The sequence below is a fragment of the Pseudomonas sp. GD03875 genome (assembly GCF_029840585.1).
In the GTDB taxonomy this organism is placed as follows: domain Bacteria; phylum Pseudomonadota; class Gammaproteobacteria; order Pseudomonadales; family Pseudomonadaceae; genus Aquipseudomonas; species Aquipseudomonas paralcaligenes.
The window spans coordinates 29,233-50,146 of sequence record NZ_JAOCCV010000038.1 but is presented as its reverse complement, the minus strand read 5'-3'; the positions used below and the strand labels follow the sequence as shown (position 1 = coordinate 50,146).

The 20,914-nt window shown below is 69.4% G+C and carries 17 protein-coding genes; 10 read left to right on the top strand and 7 right to left on the bottom strand.

The window, feature by feature from the left end:
* Positions 1–149 precede the first annotated feature (149 nt).
* From N5D30_RS23125 to N5D30_RS23115, 3 genes are all read right to left on the bottom strand, one after another.
* Positions 150–1,511 (bottom strand): DUF1329 domain-containing protein, encoded by a 1,362-nt coding sequence (locus N5D30_RS23125; RefSeq protein ID WP_279910875.1) that lies wholly within the window; start codon positions 1,509–1,511, stop codon positions 150–152.
* An 11-nt stretch (positions 1,512–1,522) separates the two neighbouring features.
* The gene (locus N5D30_RS23120; RefSeq protein ID WP_279910876.1) at positions 1,523–3,274 is read right to left on the bottom strand and encodes a DUF1302 domain-containing protein; all 1,752 of its coding nucleotides are present in this window, start codon (positions 3,272–3,274) and stop codon (positions 1,523–1,525) included.
* A gap of 297 nt (positions 3,275–3,571) precedes the next feature.
* Positions 3,572–4,780 (bottom strand): citrate synthase, encoded by a 1,209-nt coding sequence (locus N5D30_RS23115; RefSeq protein WP_279910874.1) that lies wholly within the window; start codon positions 4,778–4,780, stop codon positions 3,572–3,574.
* A gap of 138 nt (positions 4,781–4,918) precedes the next feature.
* Between N5D30_RS23115 and N5D30_RS23110 the strand changes: the two genes are divergently transcribed.
* The 8 genes from N5D30_RS23110 to N5D30_RS23075 all read left to right on the top strand — a co-directional run bounded on the left by N5D30_RS23110 (position 4,919) and on the right by N5D30_RS23075 (position 13,561).
* Positions 4,919–5,686: a MipA/OmpV family protein gene (locus N5D30_RS23110; RefSeq protein WP_279910873.1), complete on the top strand. Its 768-nt coding sequence runs from the start codon at positions 4,919–4,921 to the stop codon at positions 5,684–5,686.
* A gap of 134 nt (positions 5,687–5,820) precedes the next feature.
* Positions 5,821–7,104 carry a citrate:proton symporter gene (locus N5D30_RS23105; RefSeq protein ID WP_279910872.1) on the top strand — a complete coding sequence of 428 codons (1,284 nt, stop codon included), beginning with the start codon at positions 5,821–5,823 and terminating at the stop codon, positions 7,102–7,104.
* A 91-nt stretch (positions 7,105–7,195) separates the two neighbouring features.
* A complete protein-coding gene (locus tag N5D30_RS23100) occupies positions 7,196–8,215 on the top strand; it encodes a phosphoglycerate dehydrogenase (protein WP_279902626.1) in 1,020 nt (339 codons plus the stop codon).
* A 3-nt stretch (positions 8,216–8,218) separates the two neighbouring features.
* A complete protein-coding gene (locus tag N5D30_RS23095) occupies positions 8,219–9,586 on the top strand; it encodes an acyclic terpene utilization AtuA family protein (RefSeq protein ID WP_279910871.1) in 1,368 nt (455 codons plus the stop codon).
* 2 nt (positions 9,587–9,588) lie between these two features.
* The gene (locus N5D30_RS23090) at positions 9,589–9,900 is read left to right on the top strand and encodes a DUF4387 family protein (protein WP_279910870.1); all 312 of its coding nucleotides are present in this window, start codon (positions 9,589–9,591) and stop codon (positions 9,898–9,900) included.
* Positions 9,901–10,124: 224 nt separating this feature from the next.
* Positions 10,125–11,546, top strand: a complete 1,422-nt coding sequence (gene leuC, locus N5D30_RS23085) for a 3-isopropylmalate dehydratase large subunit (RefSeq protein ID WP_279910869.1) — start codon at positions 10,125–10,127, stop codon at positions 11,544–11,546.
* Between the two features lies 1 nt (position 11,547).
* The gene (leuD, locus tag N5D30_RS23080; RefSeq protein ID WP_279910868.1) at positions 11,548–12,156 is read left to right on the top strand and encodes a 3-isopropylmalate dehydratase small subunit; all 609 of its coding nucleotides are present in this window, start codon (positions 11,548–11,550) and stop codon (positions 12,154–12,156) included.
* Between the two features lie 22 nt (positions 12,157–12,178).
* Positions 12,179–13,561, top strand: coding sequence for an MmgE/PrpD family protein (locus tag N5D30_RS23075; protein WP_279910867.1), 1,383 nt, complete (start codon positions 12,179–12,181; stop codon positions 13,559–13,561).
* A 55-nt stretch (positions 13,562–13,616) separates the two neighbouring features.
* Here the strand turns inward: N5D30_RS23075 and N5D30_RS23070 are convergent, their stop codons facing one another.
* The 4 genes from N5D30_RS23070 to N5D30_RS23055 form a co-directional block, all read right to left on the bottom strand.
* Positions 13,617–16,118, bottom strand: coding sequence for a TonB-dependent siderophore receptor (locus N5D30_RS23070; protein WP_279910866.1), 2,502 nt, complete (start codon positions 16,116–16,118; stop codon positions 13,617–13,619).
* A 100-nt stretch (positions 16,119–16,218) separates the two neighbouring features.
* Positions 16,219–17,151 (bottom strand): FecR domain-containing protein, encoded by a 933-nt coding sequence (locus tag N5D30_RS23065; protein WP_279910865.1) that lies wholly within the window; start codon positions 17,149–17,151, stop codon positions 16,219–16,221.
* Positions 17,144–17,677 (bottom strand): RNA polymerase sigma factor, encoded by a 534-nt coding sequence (locus N5D30_RS23060; RefSeq protein ID WP_279910864.1) that lies wholly within the window; start codon positions 17,675–17,677, stop codon positions 17,144–17,146. Before N5D30_RS23060 ends, N5D30_RS23065 begins: the two co-directional genes overlap by 8 nt.
* 86 nt (positions 17,678–17,763) lie before the next feature.
* Entirely contained in the window at positions 17,764–18,216 is a 453-nt protein-coding gene (locus tag N5D30_RS23055) for a GNAT family N-acetyltransferase (RefSeq protein WP_279910863.1), read from the bottom strand.
* Between the two features lie 443 nt (positions 18,217–18,659).
* Here N5D30_RS23055 and N5D30_RS23050 point away from each other — a divergent pair, with 443 nt between their 5' ends.
* Together N5D30_RS23050 and N5D30_RS23045 are read left to right on the top strand one after the other, a co-directional pair.
* Positions 18,660–19,586 (top strand): sulfurtransferase, encoded by a 927-nt coding sequence (locus N5D30_RS23050; RefSeq protein WP_279910862.1) that lies wholly within the window; start codon positions 18,660–18,662, stop codon positions 19,584–19,586.
* Between the two features lie 114 nt (positions 19,587–19,700).
* A complete protein-coding gene (locus N5D30_RS23045) occupies positions 19,701–20,885 on the top strand; it encodes a YeeE/YedE family protein (RefSeq protein WP_279910861.1) in 1,185 nt (394 codons plus the stop codon).
* Positions 20,886–20,914: the final 29 nt, after the last annotated feature.

The window sequence follows — 20,914 nt, the reverse complement described above, 5'->3', positions numbered from 1 at the left end:
CCTAGCCCTCGCCTGACCTTCGCTCGACGACTTTTCGTACAGAGCCTAACGGGGACATAGCCATAAAAAAGCCGCCCCGAGGGGGCGGCAAGGTCTCCAGCAGATTTCGATGACGGGTGTGCTGGAGGCGGTTCCTCCTGGCGCGGCGGTCAGCGGATGCCGATGGCGCGCAGCGCCGCCGGGGTGAAGTCCGCGGTCTTGGCCTTGAGGCCGAAGCGGTAGGCGTTCTTCACCTTGTTGAACATGTAGTTGCCCAGGTAGCGGCCCGAGATCAGGTCGTAGGTCAGCTCGCCGGCGGAGATCTGCGTCTGCACGTCGTACAGCGGCAGGATGTGGTTCTCCGAGACGCGCCACAGGTTGCCGCGGGCGTCGTAGTGGTCGGCCTCGACGATGGTCCAGCTGTCCTCGTCGATGAACAGGTGGCGCTTGGAGTAGACGTGGCGCTGCCCCTCCTTCAGCGTGCCGACGATTTCCCAGACCCGGTGCAGTTCGTAGCGGGTCTTGTCCTGGTTGAGGTGGCCGGGGGTGATCAGCTCGTCATAGCTGTTGGCCGGGTCCGCCAGGCGGAAGCTGTTGTAGGGCACGTACATCTCGCGCTTGCCGACCAGTTGCCAGTCGTAGCGATCCGGCGAGCCGTTGAACATGTCGGTCTGGTCGGTGGTGCGCAGGTTGCCCGGGCCGGGGCTGTCGTAGGCCACCTGCGGCGCGCGACGCACCCGGCGCTGGCCGGAGTTGTACTGCCAGGCCATCCGCGGTTCCTTCACCTGGTTGAGGGTCTCGTGGACCAGCAGCACGCCGCCCACGTCGCGCGCCGGCGCGATGTTCTCGGAGGTGAAGTAGTAGAGGATGTTCTTCGACTTCTTCGGGTCGTAGTCCAGCAGTTCCTCGCTGTAGGCCAGGCGGTCGCGCTCGGTCTTCCACGAGTAGTCGCCGGTGGGGGTGGTCATGAAGGCCGTGGTTTCCCGGGTGAAGCTGCCGCCGCGGTAGCGGGTGATGTGGTTCCACAGCACTTCCAGGCCGTTCTGCGGGATGGGGAAGGCCAGCGGGCTGGAGTAGTTCTCCAGGCCGTTGCCGCCTTCCACCGTCTGCGTGGCGGTGGCGTTGCGCCGCGCGATCTCGTAGGCCTTCTGCGGCCAGGCGATGCTGCGGTGGGTGGTGTACACGGGAATCTTGTAGGTGTTGGGGTAGCGGGCGAACAGCGCCTGCTGGCCCGGGCTCAGCTGCTCCCGGTACTGGTCCAGGTTCTGCGCGGTGATGGTGAACAGCGGCGCCTCGCCGGCGAACGGATCGGCGCGGAAGCCGTCGCTGACCTGGCCGGCGTCCTGCGCCAGGCCGCCGGTCCACTCGGGGATGCTGCCGGCGGCGTTGCCGGCGCGCTCGGCGCCGACCGGGGTGAGGCTGGTGCCGAGCCTGTCCGCCTGCGCCGCGTCCACGGCGGCATGGGCGGTGTTGAGCAGCAGCGGCAGGCACAGCGAGAGCGCGCAGCGCGAGAAGAGGGTGGGTCGATTCATGTGGAGCATCCTCAGAACGTCACGCCGATGCTGGCGCTGATGAAGTCGCGGTCACCGTTGGTGGCGTAGTCGCCGCCGAAGAAGTCGGTGTAACTGATGCTGGCTTCGTAGTTGTTCAGGTACTTGGCACTGAGGCCGATGCTGACGGCCTTGCTGCCCTCGGTGAAGTTGGGGCCGTAGCCGTCCACGTCGTGCGACCAGGCCAGGCTGGGGCTGAGGTCGAGCCCGCCGATCACGCCGTTGTAGGTCAGGCCGGCGCGCAGGCGGTAACCCCAGGAGTTGCGGGTGAAGAAGCCCTTGTCGTTGCAGTATTCCGGCAGGCTGCTGAGCACGGCCCGGCACAGGTCGGTGCCGTCCTCGCCGAAGTATTCGCCCGGTCCGAAGTGGCTGGCGCGGCCGAAGCGGAACTCGCCCCACTTGCCCTCGCTGATGCCGTTGAGGTGGTTGAAGGCCACCTCGCCGATCAGGTTCAGGCGGCTAGCGCCCAGCACCTGGTCGAAGGTCTGCACCACGCTCACCTGGCCCTGGGTCATGGGCACTCGGGTGTAGCCTTGCACCTCGTCGCCGGGGATGCCCGAGTTGGGGATGATGCTCGGTACCAGCGGCGACAGGCGCAGGGTGGCGTAGGTCAGGTCGTCGACGCCCAGCGGCATGTTCGGCCGGTGGCTCAGCTCGCCTTCCACGGAGGCGGTGCCCACGGTGGTGGCGAAGCTCAGGCCGTACAGGCGGATGTCCTCGGGGTAGGAGAGGAAGTACTGGGCGTAGGCCGCGCCGTAGCCCGGGGTGGCGAAGGGGTTTTCCGCGCTGCTGATGACCGAGTTACCCACCGGCATGCGGCTGTGGTAGTTGAGGTAGTAGAGGCTGAACTCGGTGTCGTTCAGCTCCGGCACGAACCAGCGCAGGGCGAGGCCGAACTGGCCGCTGTCGCGGGCGTCGCGGTCGCCGCCGCGGGGCAGGTAGATGGTGTTGCCGTTGCGGCCGCTGTTGTCGGACTGGCCCGGTTCGATGTCCCGCCCGCTGACCACGTAACGGTCGTCGCAGCCGTCGGCGATGATGTCCGAGCTGGCGAAGAAGGTGCCGCAGTTGTCGGCGACGGTCTGGTCCCACTCCAGCTGGTAGAAGGCCTCCACGCTGATGTCTTCGGCCAGCGCCTGCTGCAGGTAGAACATGTTCACCGGCAGCAGGCCTTCCTTCAGCTCCGAGCCGGGGCGGCGCAGGGCGTTGGCATCCAGCGGGTTGATGCTGTTGATGCCGCCGCCGATGAACAGGCTGCCGCCCCAGCTGACCACCTGCTTGCCGACGCGGACCGAGCCGGGCAGGTCGGCGACCTCGTAGTTGTGGTAGACGAAGGCGTCGAGCAGCTCCACGCCGGACGACTGGGCGCCGCGCTTGCGGTTGTCGTCGCGGATGTCGTAGAGCAGGCGGTGCTCGTCCTTCAGTTCGAAGTCGTACCAGTACTTGCCGCGCAGGAACACCCCGGTGTCGCCGTACTTCAGTTCGAGGTCGTGGATGCCCTTGAAGATCTTCGAGAAGGTCTCGCCCTTCTTGAAGTTCAGGCGCGCGTCGTCGGAGGTGCGGGTATCGCCCTTGCCGCCGTTGCCGGCGCCGATGAAGTCGCGGTCCGGCGCGCGCACCGCCCAGCTCGCGCCGATGGACAGGGCCGAGTCGAACTTCCCTTCCACTTCGCCGATGTTGAAATTGACCGCTTGGGCGCCGGCCATGTAGCTCGCCGTCGCCACCGCCAGGATGGCTGCACCGGGCATGCCGGGCCGCTTGATGGTTGGTTTCACGTCTGTTCACCTTTTCTTGTTTTCGATGCGGGCCCCAGCGAGCGCTGCGTTCCCGGGCATCCCTAGGCTTGGCGAGTCAGGGCATTGATGTACTGTTTTTGTACATATGTATGAACTGATCTCCATAAGACGCTATACATATGCGATTGACATGTAAATCTGTACGATTTTTGTGCATGCGTGTCGGCCGCGCGCCGGGGAGGCGCGGGCGAAGGGGGGCGGCAAGGGCAGGGCGCCGGCGCGGGATAGCGCGCCGGCCAGGGCGGGAGGTCAGCCCGGCAGGGTGCCGGTGTAGCGGGCGCGGTGGCGGATCAGCGGGTGCTGGTTGTACTGCTCGCAGGCGTGGGCGATCCAGCCGATCAGGCGGGCGACGGCGGCGAGGGCCAGTTCCTGGCCGCCCAGGTTGAGTTTGCGGCCGACGAAGCTGACCAGCAGGATGAACTCCGCCGGGTGCTGCACCAGTTCCTCCGCCACCTGCATCGCCTTGAGCAGGCGCAGGTAGTCCGGGTCCTCGGCGAACATCGCGTCGAGGGTCTGCTTCAGGTTGATGGCGCGCGGGTCGGCGACGCTGTGCACGTGGTGCGCGGTGTGCGCGTTGGCGCAGAAGCCGGGGATGTCGCCGCCCTGGCTGTAGTACTGGAGGATCGGCTCGGCCGGGTCCTTGGCGTTGCAGATGTCCTCCAGCAGGTGGCTGACCGCCTCGTTACGGCCGTAGGCGACGCGTCGCCCGCGCGCCGTGGCCAGGCCGGTGATCGCCGCGTAGTAGGGGGTGATGCCGGTGTTCGCCGCCGCCCGCACGCTATAGGTGGAGTGGTCCAGCTCGTGGTCGATGCACAGGATCAGCATGCGCCGGATCAGGTCGGCGAAGCGCTGGTCGACGCCGCACGACGAGGCGATGAATTCGTGCAGCGGGCGGGTATCCGGCGCCGTCGCGCCGACCACCAGCGCGGCGAGCCAGCGCACCACGTCGGCGCCGGTGCGCGCGTAGCCTTCCGGTGACAGGTCGAAGGCCTTGGGGTTCTCCCGTTCCACCAGGGGGAACAGGGCGATGGCCTTCTCGATCACCGTGGTGTGGCCGTACAGCTCCAGCAGCTGCGGCACGCCGGCCGGCATGTGCGGCAGCGCGTCGCCGAATGCGCCCGGCACCTGCCAGAACATCTCCGCCACTTCCTCCACCGTGGCGGTTTCCACCAGTTCGTTGACGTCCCGGCCGCGGTAGTACAGGCCGTCCTCGGTGAGCAGGGTCAGCGAGCTGTGGGAGTCCGCGCCGCGCTTGCCCGGCGCGCCGTCGCCGCCGTTGCGCGAGCCCTTGACCAGGCGCTGGATGTCCGCCGCCCAGTAGCGCCGCTTGCGCGAGCCCTCGATCTTCACCGAACGGATGTTCTTGCGGCCCACGTAGGCGTACAGGGTCGGCAGGTTGACGCCGAGCAGGCCGGCGGCCTCCTCGGCGGAGAGGTACAGCTCATCTTGGTTGGCCATGGCGCCCTTCAGGTAGACGTTTTCAGTACAGATTTACCGATGTTAGTCGACTGTTTACATTCCTGTAAATCATTGCTGCGAGGCGTCTATGTAGGCCCTTCCAGCGCTTGCCAGCTTCCCCTGTCAGAGGTCGATCCGATGAAGTCCACCCATCTCCTTTCCCTCGTCCTGTTGCTGCCCCTCGCCGCCCAGGCCGGCGACTCCGGCCTGCGCTCCATCGGCCTGGGCGTGTCCGCCGCGCAGAGCGTCTACGCCGGCGAAGGCAATTCCGTGTCGGCGCTGCCGCTGCTGCACTACGAGGGTGAGCGCTTCTTCGTGCGTGGCCTGACCGGCGGCGTGCATCTGTACGAAGGCGAGGGCTTCGGCCTGGATGCCATCGTCGCCGGCCGCTTCGACGGCATCGACGCCGACGACTTCGGCCGCGCCGAACTGGCCGACAACGGCATCGACCGCGACCTGCTGGAAGACCGCGACAACGGCCTCGACCTCGGCCTGCGGGCCACCTGGAAGGGCGCCGCCGGCGAGCTGCGGGCCACCGCCCGGGGCGATGTCAGCGGCGCCAGCGACGGCTACGAGCTTGAGCTGGAGTACGGCTATCCGTTACGCCTGGCCGATGCCACGCTGACGCCGTCGCTGAGCGTGAGCTATCTGTCGGACAAGCTCGCCAACTACTACTACGGCACCCTGGGCGACGAGGAGGCGCGCGGCGTGGCGCGCTATCGTCCCGGCAGCGCGGTGGTGCCGGGCGTGGCGCTCGGCCTGGCGCAGCCGCTAGGCGAGCGCTGGTTGCTGAATGCCGAGGCGAGCTACCGGCGGCTGCCGGGGCGCATCGGCGACAGCCCGCTGAGCGAGGGCGACTCCGGCGTGGCCGGCGTCAGGGTGGGGCTGTCCTGGGTTTTCGACTGAAAGATGTACGAAAAAAATACAGATTTACGTATATGTGATCAATGTGTACTTTTCGCTTCGTCGTGCATCCGGGCAGCCCCGCTGCCTGATGCGCGAGCCCCTACCTGAACGCTTCTGATAACAAGGACAAGAGAATGGCTTGGGTTGGTTTCGCGATGGTCTCGGTGTTCATGCTGCTGATCCTCACCCGGCGGCTGTCGGCGATCGTCGCGCTGATTCTGGTGCCGGTGGCCTTCGGCCTGGCGCTCGGCCTCGGGCCGGAACTGGGCAAGATGATCATGGACGGCGTCCTCAAGGTGACGCCGACCGCGATGATGCTGATGTTCGCCCTGCTGTACTTCGCGGTGATGTTCGACGCCGGCCTGTTCGAGCCGGCGGTGAAGCGGATCATCCGCTGGGTCGGCGACGACCCGCTGCGCATCACCCTGGGCACCGCCGCGCTGGCGACGATCATCTCGCTGGACGGCGACGGCGCGACCACCGTGCTGGTGGTGGTCACCGCCTTCCTGCCGGTGTACCTGCGCCTGGGCATGAACCCGCTGATCCTGGCGGTGATGCTGCTGCTGACCAACACGGTGATCAACATCGTGCCCTGGGGCGGGCCGACGGCGCGCGCCGCCAGCGCCCTGCACGTGGACGCGCTGGAGGTGTTCCTCGGCCTGATCCCGGCCATGCTGGCCGGCCTGGCGTACGCCTTCGCCGCCGCCTGGTGGCTGGGCAAGCGCGAGCGCAGGCGCCTCGGCTGGGTGGCCGGCCAGGCGCTGGCGGCGGAGCCGGCGCAGGAGCGCGAGGCCAAGGCCAGCCACCGGCCGCGGCTGTTCTGGGTCAACCTGGCGCTGACGCTGGCCCTGGTCGCCTCCATGGGCCTGGGCATCGCCCCGCTGCCGGTGCTGATGATGGTCGGCCTGGCCCTGGCCATGGTGATCAACTACCCGCGCCTGGCCGACCAGCGCGAGCGGGTCGCCGCCCATGCGGAGAATGTGCTCAACGTGGTCGCGCTGATCTTCGCCGCCGGTGCCTTCACCGGGATTCTCAGCGGCTCGGGCATGGTCGACGGCATGTCCCAGGCCTTCCTCGACGTGGTGCCGGAGGGCTCCGGGCCCTACATGAGCCTGATCACCGCGCTGGCCGCGATCCCCTTCACCTTCGTCATGTCCAACGACGCCTTCTTCTTCGGCATCCTGCCGATCCTCAACGGCGCCGCCGGGCAGTACGGCGTGGACCCGCTGCACATCGCCCGCGCCTCGGTGCTGGGCCAGCCGGTGCACGCCCTGAGCCCGCTGATCGCGGCGCCCTACCTGCTGGTGGGGCTGCTCAAGCGCGACATGGGCGAGCTGCAGCGCCACTGCCTCGGCTGGGCGCTGGGCAGCTCCGCGGTGCTGATCCTGGCGGCGCTGGCGACCGGCGCGATCCTCTAGAACCACGCACCCGTGAACCACCACGCCCCCGTCGTCCGCGACAGGGGGATGGGCGGCGGCTTGCCGCGAGAAACGTAGGAAGAGAGACGCAATGAACAGGCAATCCCCGCGCAAGGTCCTGGTGACCCAGCGCTTCTTCGACCCCGACAGCCTGGCCTACCTGCGGAGCCAGGGCTGCGAGGTGAGCATCGCGCCGCTGTCGGAGCGGCAGGGCGACGGCGACCTCGACGAGGAACAGCTGCTGGCGCTGCTGGCCGATGCCGACGCCTGGATCGTCGGCCACGCCTGGGTCACCGCCCGGCTGCTGGCCGGGCTGCCGCGGCTCAAGGTGATCGCCCGCCGGGGCGTCGGCTACGAGCGGGTCAACGTCGAGGCGGTGCGCGCCAGTGGCAAGGTCGCCACCATCGCCGTCGGCGGCAACGACGCCAGCGTCGCCGACCACGCCATCGCCATGATGCTGGCCCTGGGACGCCTGGGCGAGGCCAAGGCGCGCATGGTCAGGGGCGACTGGGCCATCGCCCTGGGCCGCGACCTGTACCGCAAGACCGTCGGCATCGTCGGCCTGGGCCGCATAGGCCGCGGTGTCGCCAGGCGCCTGGCCGGCTTCGACGCCGAGGTGCTGGCGTATTCGCCCAACCCGGACTGGGAATACGGCCTAGAGGCCGGCGTGCGCTACGTCGACCTCGACCGGCTGCTGTGCGAGAGCGACTACGTGACCCTGCACGCCCCCCTGCTGGAAGACACGCGCTTTCTGATCGACGCCGCCGCCCTGCGCCGGATGAAACCCACGGCCTACCTGATCAACACCGCCCGCGGCGGCCTGGTCGACGACCGCGCGCTGCTCCAGGCGCTGCAGGACGGCGTCATCGCCGGCGCCGGCCTGGACGTGTTCCTCAGCGAGAACGATCCCCTCTACCGGCCCACCACCGAGGCGCTGCTGGCGCTGCCAAACGTGGTGGCCACCCCGCACAGCGGCGCCTCGACCCATGAAGGTCTGCAGCGCACCAACCTGATCGCCGCGCAGTGCGTCGTCGCCGTGCTGAACGGCGACACGCCGCCAGCGTCCTGCGTCATCGCCGATGGGCGTGGCCACTTTCCAAGCGAGGAATGACCCATGGAAAAACCGATAAAAGTACTCGTCCCCACCGGCTGCATCGGCTCCGGCATACGCCTGGACCTGTTCGAGCAGGCCCTGCTGGAGAAGCCCGACGTGATCGCGATGGACGGCGGCTCGACCGACTCCGGCCCGCACTACCTGGGCACCGGCAAGACCAAGGCGTCGCCCGCCGTGCTCAAGGCCGAGCTGCTGGTGTACATGAAGGCGCGCGCCGAGCTGGGCGTGCCGCTGATCATCGGCAGCAGCGGCACCTGCGGCTCCGACGCGGGCGTGGACCTGCTGCGCGGCCTGTGCCTGGAAGTCGCCGCCGAGCTGGGGCAGACCGTGAAGATCGCCGCCATCTATGGCGAGCAGCCGGCCGCCACGGTGGTCCAGGCGCGGGCCGACGGCCGCGTGTTGCCGCTCAACCCGGTGCGGCCCATCGACCAGGCGCTGGTCGAGCGCTGCTCGCGCATCGTCGCGGCGATGGGCGTGGAGCCGTTCATCCACGCGCTGGAGCAGGGCGCCGAGGTGATCGTCGCCGGTCGCGCCACCGACACCGCGGTGCTGGCCTGCCTGCCGATCATGCGTGGCGCGCCGGCCGGTCCGGCCTGGCACGCGGGCAAGATCATGGAGTGCGGCGCCCAGTGCACCACCACGCCGGCCGACGCCCTGGTGATGGCCGAGATCGACGACCGCGGCTTCACCATCACCGCCCTCGGCGAACAAGCGCGGCTCACCCCGCGCTCGGTCATGGCGCACATGCTCTACGAGAACAGCAACCCGCTGCTGCTGGTCGAGCCGGGTGGCGCGCTGAACGTAGAGGCGGCCACCTACACCGCCGTGTCCGAACGCAGCGTGCGGGTGGAAGGCTCGGTGTGGGAGCCGAGCGAGCGCTACACCGTGAAGCTGGAAGGCGCGGCCCCGGCCGGCTACCAGTCGGTGCTGCTCAGCGTGGTGCGCGGGCCGGAATACATCGCCCGCTTCGATGAGTGGCTGGCGCTGCTGGACGGCGTGATGCGCCAGCGCATCGAGAAGAACCTGGGCATCGGCCCGGCGGACTACGACCTGCAGTTCCGCGCCATCGGCAAGAATTCGGCGCTGGGCGAGCTGGAGCGGCAGGTCGGCCAGCCGGTGGAGATCGGCGTGCTGGCCATCGCCACCAGCCCCGAGGCCTCGCGTACCCAGGACATCCTGGCCCTGCTCAACCCGTACATGCTGCATTTCCCGCTGCCCGAGGACAAGGACCTGCCGACCCACGCCTTCCCGCTGTCGCCGGCCTCCATGGATCGCGGCCTGATCTACGAGTTCGTGCTCAACCACGTGATGGTGGTGGCCGACCCGCTGGCCCCGTTCCGTTTCGACATCACCACCGCAGGAGCCTGACCATGATCCATTCCCAGGGTTACGAAATCCGTTCGAAAAGCGCCGGCCCGTTCTGGCTGACCTTCGACATCTTCTGCGCCGACGCCGAGACCTTCCGCAACCTGTGCGCCGACCCGCACCTGAGCGGGCCGGCCATGGCCACGATGTTCCGCAGCGACCCGGAGCAGGTGCGCATCTTCCACGTGGCGCCGCTCAACGTGATCAAGATCAGCCTGCCGCGCCCGGTGGTCCAGGGCTCGGTGGCCGACCGCGACATGCATGGCGCGCAGTGGGGCTACGTGCTGACCGAGGAGCTGGCCCGCGCGGGCGCCTGAGCGCCTGTGCCACGGCTCTGATCTCGCGATGGCCACATGGCTGACAACGATGGGGGCGCTCCCTCACCCCAGCCCTCTCCCAAGGGGAGAGGGAGTCGGTCCGAGGTATCGATGGGGCTCGGTGCTCGACTCCAACCTAGATCAAGCCCCCTCTCCCTCTGGGAGAGGGCTGGGGTGAGGGACCGCCCCTACCGTAGACGCCCCACCCAAGCGCGAGAACCACCATGACCCGCCTCAGAACCCTCTACGAGAAGCACATCGACGCCCACACCGTCTGCACCCTGGACGACCACGGCCACGTGCTGCTCTACATCGACCGCCAGGTGGCCAACGAGTACACCAGCCCGCAGGCCTTCAGCGGCCTGCGCGAGGCCGGGCGCCAGGTGTGGCGGCCCGCCGCCACGCTGTGCGTGGTCGACCACGTCAACCCCACCGCGCCCGAGCGCATCGCCGCCATGCCCGATGCCGGCGGCGCGCGCCAGGTCGCCTACTTCGAGCAGAACTGCCACGACTTCGGCCTGGAGCTTTTCGGCGTGCTGGACCGGCGCCAGGGCATCGAGCACGTGGTGGCGCCCGAGCAGGGCTTCATCCTGCCGGGCATGGTGGTGGCCGCCGGCGACAGCCACACCACCACCTACGGCGCGCTGGGCGCCTTCGGCTTCGGCATCGGCACCTCGGAGATCGAGCACCTGCTGGCCACCCAGACCCTGGTCTACAAGAAGCTGCGCGGCATGCGCGTGACGGTGCGCGGCGAGCTAGGCCCGGGGCTCGTCTCCAAGGACATCATCATGGCGCTGATCCGCCGCATCGGCGCCGCCGGCGCCACCGGCTACGCCATCGAGTTCTGCGGTCCGACCATCGACGCGCTGAGCGTCGAGGCGCGCATGACCATCTGCAACATGGCGGTCGAGGCCGGCGCCCGGGGCGCCTTCATGGCGCCGGACGACAAGGTCTTCGCCTACCTCAAGGACAAGCCCCGGGCGCCGCGCGGCGCATTGTGGGAACGCGCCGTCGAGCGCTGGTGCGAACTGCGCAGCGACCCGGGCGCCCGCTACGAGGTCGAGGTGGAGCTGGACGCCGCCGAGCTGGAGCCGATGGTGACCTGGGGCACCAGCCCCGACCAGGCCGCGCCCATCGGCGGCCGGGTGCCGGACCCGGCGGGGGAGGCCGACCTAATACGCCGCCAGGACCTGCAGCGCGCCCTGCGCTACATGGGCCTGGAGCCCGGAGAGCGGCTGGCCGACATCCGCATCAGCCACGCCTTCATCGGCTCCTGCACCAACGCGCGCATCGAGGACCTGCGCGACGCGGCGCGGGTGGTGCGCGGGCGCCGGGTGGCCGCGCACGTGCGCGCGATGATCGTGCCCGGCTCCACCCAGGTGCGCGAACAGGCCGAGGCCGAGGGCCTGGCCCGGGTGTTCCGCGAGGCCGGCTTCGAGTGGCGGCAGTCCGGCTGCTCCATGTGCCTGGCGATGAACGACGACGTGCTGGCCCCCGGCGACCGCTGCGCCTCCAGCACCAACCGCAACTTCGAAGGCCGCCAGGGCGCCGGCGCGCGCACCCACCTGATGAGCCCCGCCATGGTCGCCGCCGCCGCCGTCAGCGGCCACCTTGTCGACGTCCGTCACCTGCTCCCGGAGGCCTGAGATGCAGCCGTTCACCACCGTCAGCGGCATCGCCGCGCCCCTGCTCGCGGCCAACGTCGACACCGACGTGATCATGCCCAAGCAGTTCCTCAAGGGCATCGACCGCAGCGGCCTGGACCGCGGCCTGTTCTTCGACCTGCGCTTCCTCGCGGACGGCGCGCCGAACCCCGGGTTCGTCCTCAACCAGGCACCCTGGGACCGGGCCTGCTTCCTGGTGGTGGGGCCCAACTTCGGCTGCGGCTCCAGCCGCGAGCACGCGGTGTGGGGCCTCAAGCAGCTGGGTTTTCGCGCGCTGATCGGCACCAGCTTCGCCGGCATCTTCTTCGACAACTGCCAGCGCAACGGCGTGTTGCTGATCCAGCTGGCGGAGGCCGAGCTGCAGCGCGTCGGCCGCGCCGCGAGCGATCCGGCCGGCGCCGCGATCAGCGTCGACCTGCAGGCCCAGCGGATACACCTGAGCGACGGCACGAGCGTGCCCTTCGACATCGACCCGCTGCGCAAGCAGGCCCTGCTGCTGGGCCTGGACGCCATCGGCAGCACCCTGCAGCGCACCGAGCAGATCCGCGCCTTCGAGGCTGCGCACCTGCACGCCAATCCCTGGCTCGCCTGAGCCGCAACGACGGAGACTCCCCATGCCCGAAGCGACACTCGCGCGGCGCATCGCCCGCTACGCCTGCGGCCTTTCCTTCGCCGACCTGCCCGAGCCGGTGGTCGCCTGCGTGCGCCGGCGCTTCGTCGACAGCCTGGCCTGCATCCTCGGTGCCTACGGCGCGCGCCCGGTGGAGGCGGCCATCGCCGTGGCCGCGCAGGCGCCGCAGCCGGCGTCCACGGTGTTCGGCACCGATCTGCGCACCTCGCCGGAACTGGCCGCCTTCGCCAACGGCGCCATGGTCCGCTACCTGGACTACAACGACGGCTACATGGGACGCGAGCCCGGCCACCCGAGCGACAGCATTCCCGCCTGCCTGGCGCTGGCGGAAGCGGAAGGCGCGAGCGGCGCCGAGCTGGTCACCGCCATCGTCGTCGCCTACGAGGTCCAGATGCGCCTGCAGGATGCCGCCAGCCTGAACAAGCGCGGCTGGGACCACGTCAACTACATCAACGTGGCGATGGCCGTCGCCGCCTCGCGTCTGATGCAGCTGGACGAGGCGCGCACCGAGCAGGCGATCAACATCGCCCTCGGCGCGCACCTGGCGTTGCGCCAGGTGCGCTCGGGCACCCTGTCCGACTGGAAGGGCTGCTCGGCGGCCAATGCCGCGCGCAACGCCCTGTTCGCCGCCAGCCTGGCGCGCCACGGCATGACCGGGCCGGCGCCGGTGTTCGAAGGGGATATGGGCTTCTTCAGGCAGGTGACGGGCACGTTCGAGCTGGACGTGGAAGCGTTCGGCAACCGGCAGAACGGCGACTTCGCCATCCTCCGCTCGCTGACCAAGACCTTCCCCACCAACGGCGAACTGCACACCGCGGTGTGGGCGGCCATCGACCTGCGCGGGCGGATCGCCGACCTCGATGCCATCGCCGCGATCCGCATCGAGACCTCGGAGTTCAACCGCCGGGTGCTGGCCGACGCCGAGAAGTGGCGGCCCGCGACCCGCGAGACGGCCGACCACAGCCTGCCCTACAACGTGGCCCGCGCCCTGCTGGACGGCGATATCACCCTCGATTCCTACAGCGCCGAGCGCATCGCCGACCCGCGTGCCATCGCCCTGATGGACATCACCACCGTGGCCGAGGACCCGGCGCTGACCCGGTTGTTCCCCGGGCACCTGGCGAACCGGGTCAGGGTGACGCTGGCCGATGGCGAAGAACTCGCCAGCGAGGTGATCGACGGCCCCGGCTCGCTGCTGAGGCCCATGGGCGACGAGGACTTCGAGCGCAAGTTCCGGCGCATGGCGGCGGCGCACATCGACCGCCCCGCCCAGGACGCCGCGCTGGCGTTCGTCGCCGCCCTGGAGTCGCGCACGGACTACCGGCCGCTGTTCGCCGCCATGCGCCCGCGTGCCAACCCCGCCTGATCCGCAGGGTGCGCCGCGCGCACCGCACGACCGGTACACGAGGCCGCGACAGGGTTCAGAAGCTGCCGCGCAAGGTGAGCATGTAGTTGCGCGGCGCCCCGTACCAGTTGCCCCTGGCGCTGCTGTTGACCGTCTGGTAGTAGGTCTTGTCCAGCAGGTTGTTGCCGTTCAGCGCCGCCGTCCAGTGCTCGTCGATGCGGTACTCGACCAGCGCGTTCCACACCGCGTAGCCGGGCTGGGTGTAGTCGTAGCTGTTGGTGCTGGGGCTCAGCGAACCGTCGCCGAGGCGACGCTGGACATTGCCGCTGACGTAGTTGCGGCTCTGGATCGTGGCGCCCAGCCCCAGCTTCCAGTCGTCCAGCCCGCCCGGCAGCTGGTAGGTGGTGAAGAACTTGAACAGGTGCTTGGGCGTCTGCGTGCTGATCGGCTTGCCGACCGCCGTGTCGTCGCCGACCTTGCGCTGTTCGTTGATGTTGAAGGTGTAGCCGGCGGTGAGCTGCCAGCCCGGTGCCAGCTCGCCGGAAATCTCGGTGTCCAGGCCCTTGCTGACGATTTCCCCGCCCGCGACGTAGCAGCAGTTGTTCGACGAGGAACCCTCGTAGTACAGCTGGATCGCGTTGTTCTCCTGCTGGGTGTAGTAGAGCGCCGAAGACAGGTTCAGACGGCCGCCGAACAGTTCGCCCTTGGCGCCCACCTCGTAGGTGTCGCCGGTGATGGCCTCCAGGGGCGCGAAGGCGCGATCCAGGAATTCGGTCTGGGGTTTGTAGATCTGCGCGTAGCTCGTGTACAGCGACCAGGCCGGATTCAGCTCGTAGACGATGCCGCCATAGGGCGTGAGGATGCCGCTTTCGCGCCCGCCGTTCTTGCGATCGGTGCCGAACGCCGGCACCAGTACGCTCACCGTGTTGGCGAAGTCCGAGTAGCGTGCGCCGACGATCAGCTTCAGCGGGTCGGCGAGGTGCAGGCGCAGGGTCGAGTACGCGCCGCTCTTGCGGATGTTCCAGTCGGGGTTCTCGTAGTACAGCGGCGGCCTGGCCGGCTTCGGCAGCGCGCCGATGTCGGTGGTGAAGATGTCGACGGGCACCGCCGACTCCCAGTCGCTGTGATCGGAATAGCTGCGCTTGATATCGGAGTAGTCCACGCCGAACAGCAGTTCGTGGCTCCGGCCGAATGCCGCGAAGGTGCCCTGCAGGTTGGCGTCGAACAGGTCCTGGTCGTTGGTGTAGCCGCGGATGAAGCGCTGGAAGTTGGTGCCGGCGAGGTCATCGGGATTGATCGGTTGCTCGATCTGCCCGAGGTCCTGTTCGGTGTCGTAACGACCCCGGGTGAAGCTGGCGTTGATCTTCCAGTCGTCACCGAGGCGATGGTCGGCCTTCAGGAACGCCTCGGTCTTCCTGTAGTTGTTGCTGGACCAGTCCGCCGAGAGCTTGGTGCTGCGCGACAGGCCCAGCGGATCGCCGGTGGTGAAGCGCGGCAGACCGTTTTCCCAGTAGCCATCCATGTCGCGCCATTCATGGGTGCCGCCCACGCTGACCTGGGTGTCCGGTGTCAGGTCCGCCTCCAGCACGCCGTACAGCACGTGCTTCTCGCTGTCAGCGCCGTCGTAGAAATAGCGCTTGTCCTCGTGCGAGGCGGCCAGCCGGCCGCGCAGTGCGCCGTCGAAGCCCAGCGGGCCGGTGACGTCGACCTCGGTGCGGTAGTTGTCCCAGCTGCCGGCCGAGGTGGCGAACTTCAGCTGCGTCTCCGCCAGGGCGCGCTTGCGCACCAGGTTGATCGCGCCGGCGGGCTCGCCGGTACCGCCGAACAGGCCGTCGGAGCCGCGCAGCACCTGGATGTGGTCGTAGGCGGTGGTGTCGGCCAGGGTGTCGTAGGTCTGCTCGCGGTAGGCCGGTGCGCCGCCGTCGACCTGGATGTTGGTGAGGTTGAAGCCGCGGGAGAGGATCATGGTGTTGGCGTCGTTGCCGCCGACCAGGGTGATGCCGGTGGTCTGGTCGAGCACCTGGGCCAGGCTGGTCAGGCCCTGGTCTTCCATGCGCTGGCGGGTGATCACCGAGACCGACTGGGGTGTCTCGCGCAGGCTGTGTGGCGCCTTGCCGCCCACGGTCACGGCGCCGGTGGTGTAGGAGCCGGTGTGCTCGGTCAGGCCACCGAGCGAGGCGGTGCCGGTCACGCTGGTGGTGGACAGCTCCAGCGCGCCCGGTTCGTCGGGCAGGCGCTTGAGGATGAGGGCGCGCGGCCCGCTGAAATCGAAGCCGAGGCCGGTGCCGGCGAGCAGCTGGGCCGCCGCCTGCGCCGGCTGGAACTCGCCCTGCACGCCCTGCGACTGCACGCCCCGGGCCAGCTCGGCGGCATAGCCGACTTCCCAGCCGGTCTGCGCGCTGAACTGATTGAGGGCGCTGGCCAGCGCCTGCGGCGCGATGTCGAAGCGCTGCACGGCGTCGTGTCGGGTGGCGGTTTCGGTGGCGGCTGGCGCGGCGACGGACTGGCCGCTGCCGAGGCTGACGGCGAGCGCCAGCGCACTGCAGCCGAAGACGGTTCTGAGAGCGAATACCTGCATGGGAGCCTCTGGGCTGGGAATGATATGCAACTGCGAACGCCTTGACGGGTTGGCCGGAGCGAACCCGTAAAACTTTTTCGCGACCGCGTTGCAGCTCCGTTCAGCGGAGGATCAGTACCCCGCCCGGCAGGCGGGTCAGGTCGGCGCCGCAGATGCGTGCCAGGGCGGCGATCACCCCGTCGGGGTCGTCCAGCCGGTAGTTGCCGCTCACCTGGCGCCGGCCGACGTCGCCCAGCAGCAGGACGGGCGCCCTGCGCTGGCGCCGCAGTTCGTCCAGCACCTCGGCCAGCGGCCGGTCCTGGAAGATCAGCCGGCCCTCGACCCAGCCGTTGCGTTCGGCACCGCCCTCGGCGTGCTTGGCGTCGAGGCGGCCGTCATGCAGGCGCTGCCAGTTGCCGGCGGCCAGCAGGCTGGTGTCGTGGCCCGCGCCGCTGAGCAGCACCCGGCCCTCGTCCACGGCCACGGTGACATCCTCGTCGCGCAGGCTGACGCCGAAGCGCGTGCCGACCACTTCCACCCGCGCCCGCTCGGCCTGGATGCGCAGGGGCCGCCGGCTGTCGTGGAAGGCCTCGACGTAGAGATCGCCACGCAGCAGGCGAATGCTGCGCTGGCCGTCGTCGATGCGGGCGCTGATGGCGCTGTCGGCGCCCAGCAGCACGTGCGAGCCGTCGGCCAGGGTGATGCGCTGGCGCTCGCCCGCGCCGGTCAGGTGGTCGGCCTGCCAGCGCAGCGGCAGGTCGCCCAGCCAGCCGCCGAGGGCGAGCAGCACCACGGCGGCGCTGGCCAGCGCCGGCCAGCGGCTGCGGCGGGGGGGGCGGGCCGCCGGCAGGTCGAGTTCCAGGGCCTGCAGCGCCCGTTCGAAGTCGCTGGAGCCCCACAGGCCGGCCACCCGCTCGTAGGCGCGGGCGTGCGCGGGGCTGGCCGCCAGCCAGGCCTCGAAGCGTTGTTGCTCAGGCGTTGGCAGGGGGCTGTCCAGGCTGCGGGTGAACCAGTCCAGGGCCTCTTCTTCGGCGCGGGCGTCGTGTTCAGCCATCGCTGCGCCCCCAGTCGGTTCCCTTGAGGCAGGCTGCCAGGGCAAGACGAAGATCCTTTTCCACGGTGCTCAGAGATACATCCAGTCGCTTGGCGATTTCGCCCTGGGTCAGCCCATGCAGGCGGTGGAGCAGGAGTATACGCTGCTGCCGCTGCGGCAGGCCGACCAGCACCTGCTGCAGGCGCTGCCACTGCTGCTGGCCGAGGGCGTGGGATTCCGGCCCCGGCAGGGGCGTGGGCACCGCGGCGACCTGCGCGGTGTCGTCCGGCGGGCATTCGTAGCGGCGCCTGCTGCGCTGGCTGCGCAGGTGGTCGAAGGCCAGGTGCTGGGCGGTCTGGTAGAGGAAGGCGCGCAAGTGCCGGATTTCCCGGCCGGGCAGCGCCTGGGCGACCTTGAGGTAGGCTTCCTGGGCCAGGTCCTCGGCCAGGCTGGCGCAGCCGACCACCCGGGCGAGCATGCGCACGAGGACCGTACGCTGGTCGATGAACAGCTCATCCAGCTCCTTCTTGTCCGCGTCCGCCACCATCCCGTGCCCCCGAATCAAAGCGCGCGCATGCTAGCAGTAAACAAGAATCTCTCGCATTCGAATTTTGCCGGACCGCTGCGTCCGCATCATCGCGGGAGCGGGCGCGTCTTCTCGTAGCGCACGTCGCGTTCGTCCACCCGGCAGGCGAACGTCCAGCCCTGGCGCAGGTAGAAGCCGTTGGCGCGGATGTGCTCATGGCCGTCGGTGACCAACCAGATGCGGTCGTGGTGCTGGAACAGTGCCCGCTCCGCCTCGTCCATCAGCAGGCGGCCGAGGCCGTGACCCTCGAACGGCGGGCGGACGAACAGGGCGAACACTTCCCCGGCCTCGGCATCGACCATGGCGAAGCCCGCGGCCACGCCGTCCAGCTCCGCGATCCAGGCGCAGGGGCCGCTGCGCACGGCCTCCGCCAGGGCGGCGGCGGTGATGCCCAGCTCGGCCAGCTGCTCCATCGAGAGGTGGTTCTGGGTGACGCTGGTGCGGATGTCGAACAGGGTGTCGATGTCGGCCTCGGTGGCCGGTCTCAGCGTTGCGCTCATTTGTTTCTCCATGTGTGCGGCGGGGGCCCTCTGGCTGGCGGCGCCGGATGAACGCTCAGGGGCCGGCTTCAGCGGCCGTGCGGCTCGGGCACGAATCCTCCCCAGCGTGGCGCCGGGCGGGAAATGAACCCTATCCGGCGTTCATAAGCTAGTTCCTAAAGATTATTGGAACTGGTTTTTTTATATCTCCTAGCTTTGCCTTCACCGGATCACCGGACTCTCCGTTCAACCCTGAAGCCGCCCGTGATCCGGCCCGCCATGATGGCCGACACGGGCTCACGAGGTCTGCCATGCCCACACGCTTCGAGTCCTCTCGGCCGCGCTCGCGTCGCGGCCTGGACCGGCCGCCCGCCAGATGACCTGGCACGCCTGAAGGGTTCGCACGACACCGACGACGCAAGGCGGAGCGCCTTGTTCGATCCATTTCTACGAGGGACTTTGCAATGAAGCTGAAAACCCTGATCGGCGCCGGCGTGCTGGCGCTGGGCGCGTTGTGGCAGGCCGCCGCGAGCGCCGCCGCGAGCGATGTGCTGGTCACCACCGACTGGCTGGAGAAGCACCTCGACGACCCGAAGGTGCGGGTGATCGAGGTCAGCGTGGTGCCCGGCGTCTACGAGCGCGGGCACATTCCCGGCGCGGTGAATTTCGCCTGGCACAGCGACCTGGTCGACCCGGTGCGCCGCGACATCGCCAGCCAGGAGAACTTCCAGGCGCTGCTGCGCAAGGCGGGCGTCTCCGCGGACACCACCACGGTGCTGTACGGCGACAACAACAACTGGTTCGCCGCCTGGGGCGCCTGGGTGTTCGACGTGTACGGCGTGGAGAACGTCAAGCTGCTGGACGGCGGCCGGGTCAAGTGGGAGGCCGAGAAGCGCCCGCTGGACAACCGGGTGAAGACGCCCGCGGCGGGTGACGTGGTGGTGAAGGCGGCGAACAAGGAACTGCGTGCCTTCCTGCCGGACGTGCTGGCGGCGGCGGAGAAGCGCAGCGATGTGCAGCTGGTGGACATCCGCTCGGCCGACGAATACGGCGGCAAGGTCTTCGCGCCCCAGGGCGTGCAGGAGTTGGCCGTGCGTGCCGGCCACGTGCCGGGCGCGGTCAACGTGCCCTGGGGCCAGGCGGTGGCCGCCGACGGCACCTTCAAGTCCGCCGAGGAGTTGAAGAAGGTCTACGGCGCGGTGGGCATCGACGGCAGCAAGCCGATCATCACCTACTGCCGCATCGGCGAGCGCTCCAGCCACACCTGGTTCGCGCTGAAGAAGATCCTCGGCTACGACGTGCGCAACTACGACGGCTCCTGGACCGAGTACGGCAACGCCGTCGGAGTGCCGGTGGTCAACGTGGCCGGCACCGTCTGGGGCGGCAAGTAACCACGCCCGGGTGGGCGTCCCCGGACACCCACCGTAGGGTGCGCCGCGCGCACCAAATGTTCCTGACCTGATCAGCCTGTCATCGCACCCTCTATTTCCTGCCGGAACTCCCCCATGTCCACCACCTCCGCGCCTTCGCCCGCGCCTCTCGCCCTGGCGGTATCGCTGGCCGTACTGGCACTCCTGCTGGCGGGTGTCTGGCGGCTGTCCGGACCGGACAGCGAGAGCCAGGCGCTGGGCCTGTCTCTGCTGGGCGGCGCGCTGTTCGGCCTGCTGCTGCAGCGCTCGCGTTTCTGCTTCTTCTGCGTTACCCGCGACTTCCTCGAACAGCGCAGGCCGGACGGGTTGCTCGGCGTGCTCGCCGCGCTGGCCGTCGGCAGCCTGGGCTACCACGCCGTGTTCGGCGCCTTCCTGCCCGATCCGCTGGGCGGGCGCCTGCCGCCGGACGCCCACGTCGGGCCACTGAGCTGGGTGCTGGCGCTGGCCGCCACCCTATTCGGTATCGGCATGGCGATTTCCGGTTCCTGCATCAGCGCCCATCTCTACCGGCTGGGGGAGGGCGCGTTCGCCTCGCTGCTGGCGCTGGTCGGCGCGCTGATCGGTTTCGCCCTCGGCTTCATGGCCTGGAATCCGCTGTACCTGGCGAGCATCCAGTCCGCCCCCGTGGTCTGGCTGCCCGCCTGGCAGGGCTACGGGGTTTCCCTGCTGCTGCAGCTGGCGGCGCTCGGCGGCCTGGCCGTCTGGCTGCTGCGCCACCGCCAGCCGCCGGAGCCGGCGCGGCCGGCGATACGCGGCCTGCGCCAGCTGCTGTTCGGCCAGCGCTGGCCGACCTGGGTGGGCGGCGTGCTGATCGGCTTCCTGGGCACGCTGGCCTACCTGCGGGTGGCGCCCCTCGGCGTCACGGCGGAGCTGGGCAGCCTGGCACGCACCGCCGCCGATGGCCTCGGCCTGCTGCCGGCGCGCATGGAGGGGCTGGACGGCTTCGCCGGCTGCGCCACGGTGGTCAAGCAGGCCCTGCTGTCGAACAACGGCCTGTTCATCCTCGGCCTGGTGGCGGCGTCCTGGGCCAGCGCGCTGGCGGCCGGGGACTTCCAGCCCCGTCGCCCGACCGCCAACGAGCTGCTGCGCAACCTGGCGGGCGGCGTGCTGCTCGGCCTGGGCAGCATGCTGGCGCTGGGCTGCACCGTCGGCACGCTGCTGTCCGGGGTGATGGCCGGGGCGCTGTCGGGCTGGCTGTTCGGCCTGTTCTGCCTGCTCGGCATCTGGCTCGGGCTGGTGCTCAGGCGCGCCTGGCCCTAGGCGCTGTACGAAAAGGGCCTGCGCTCGGT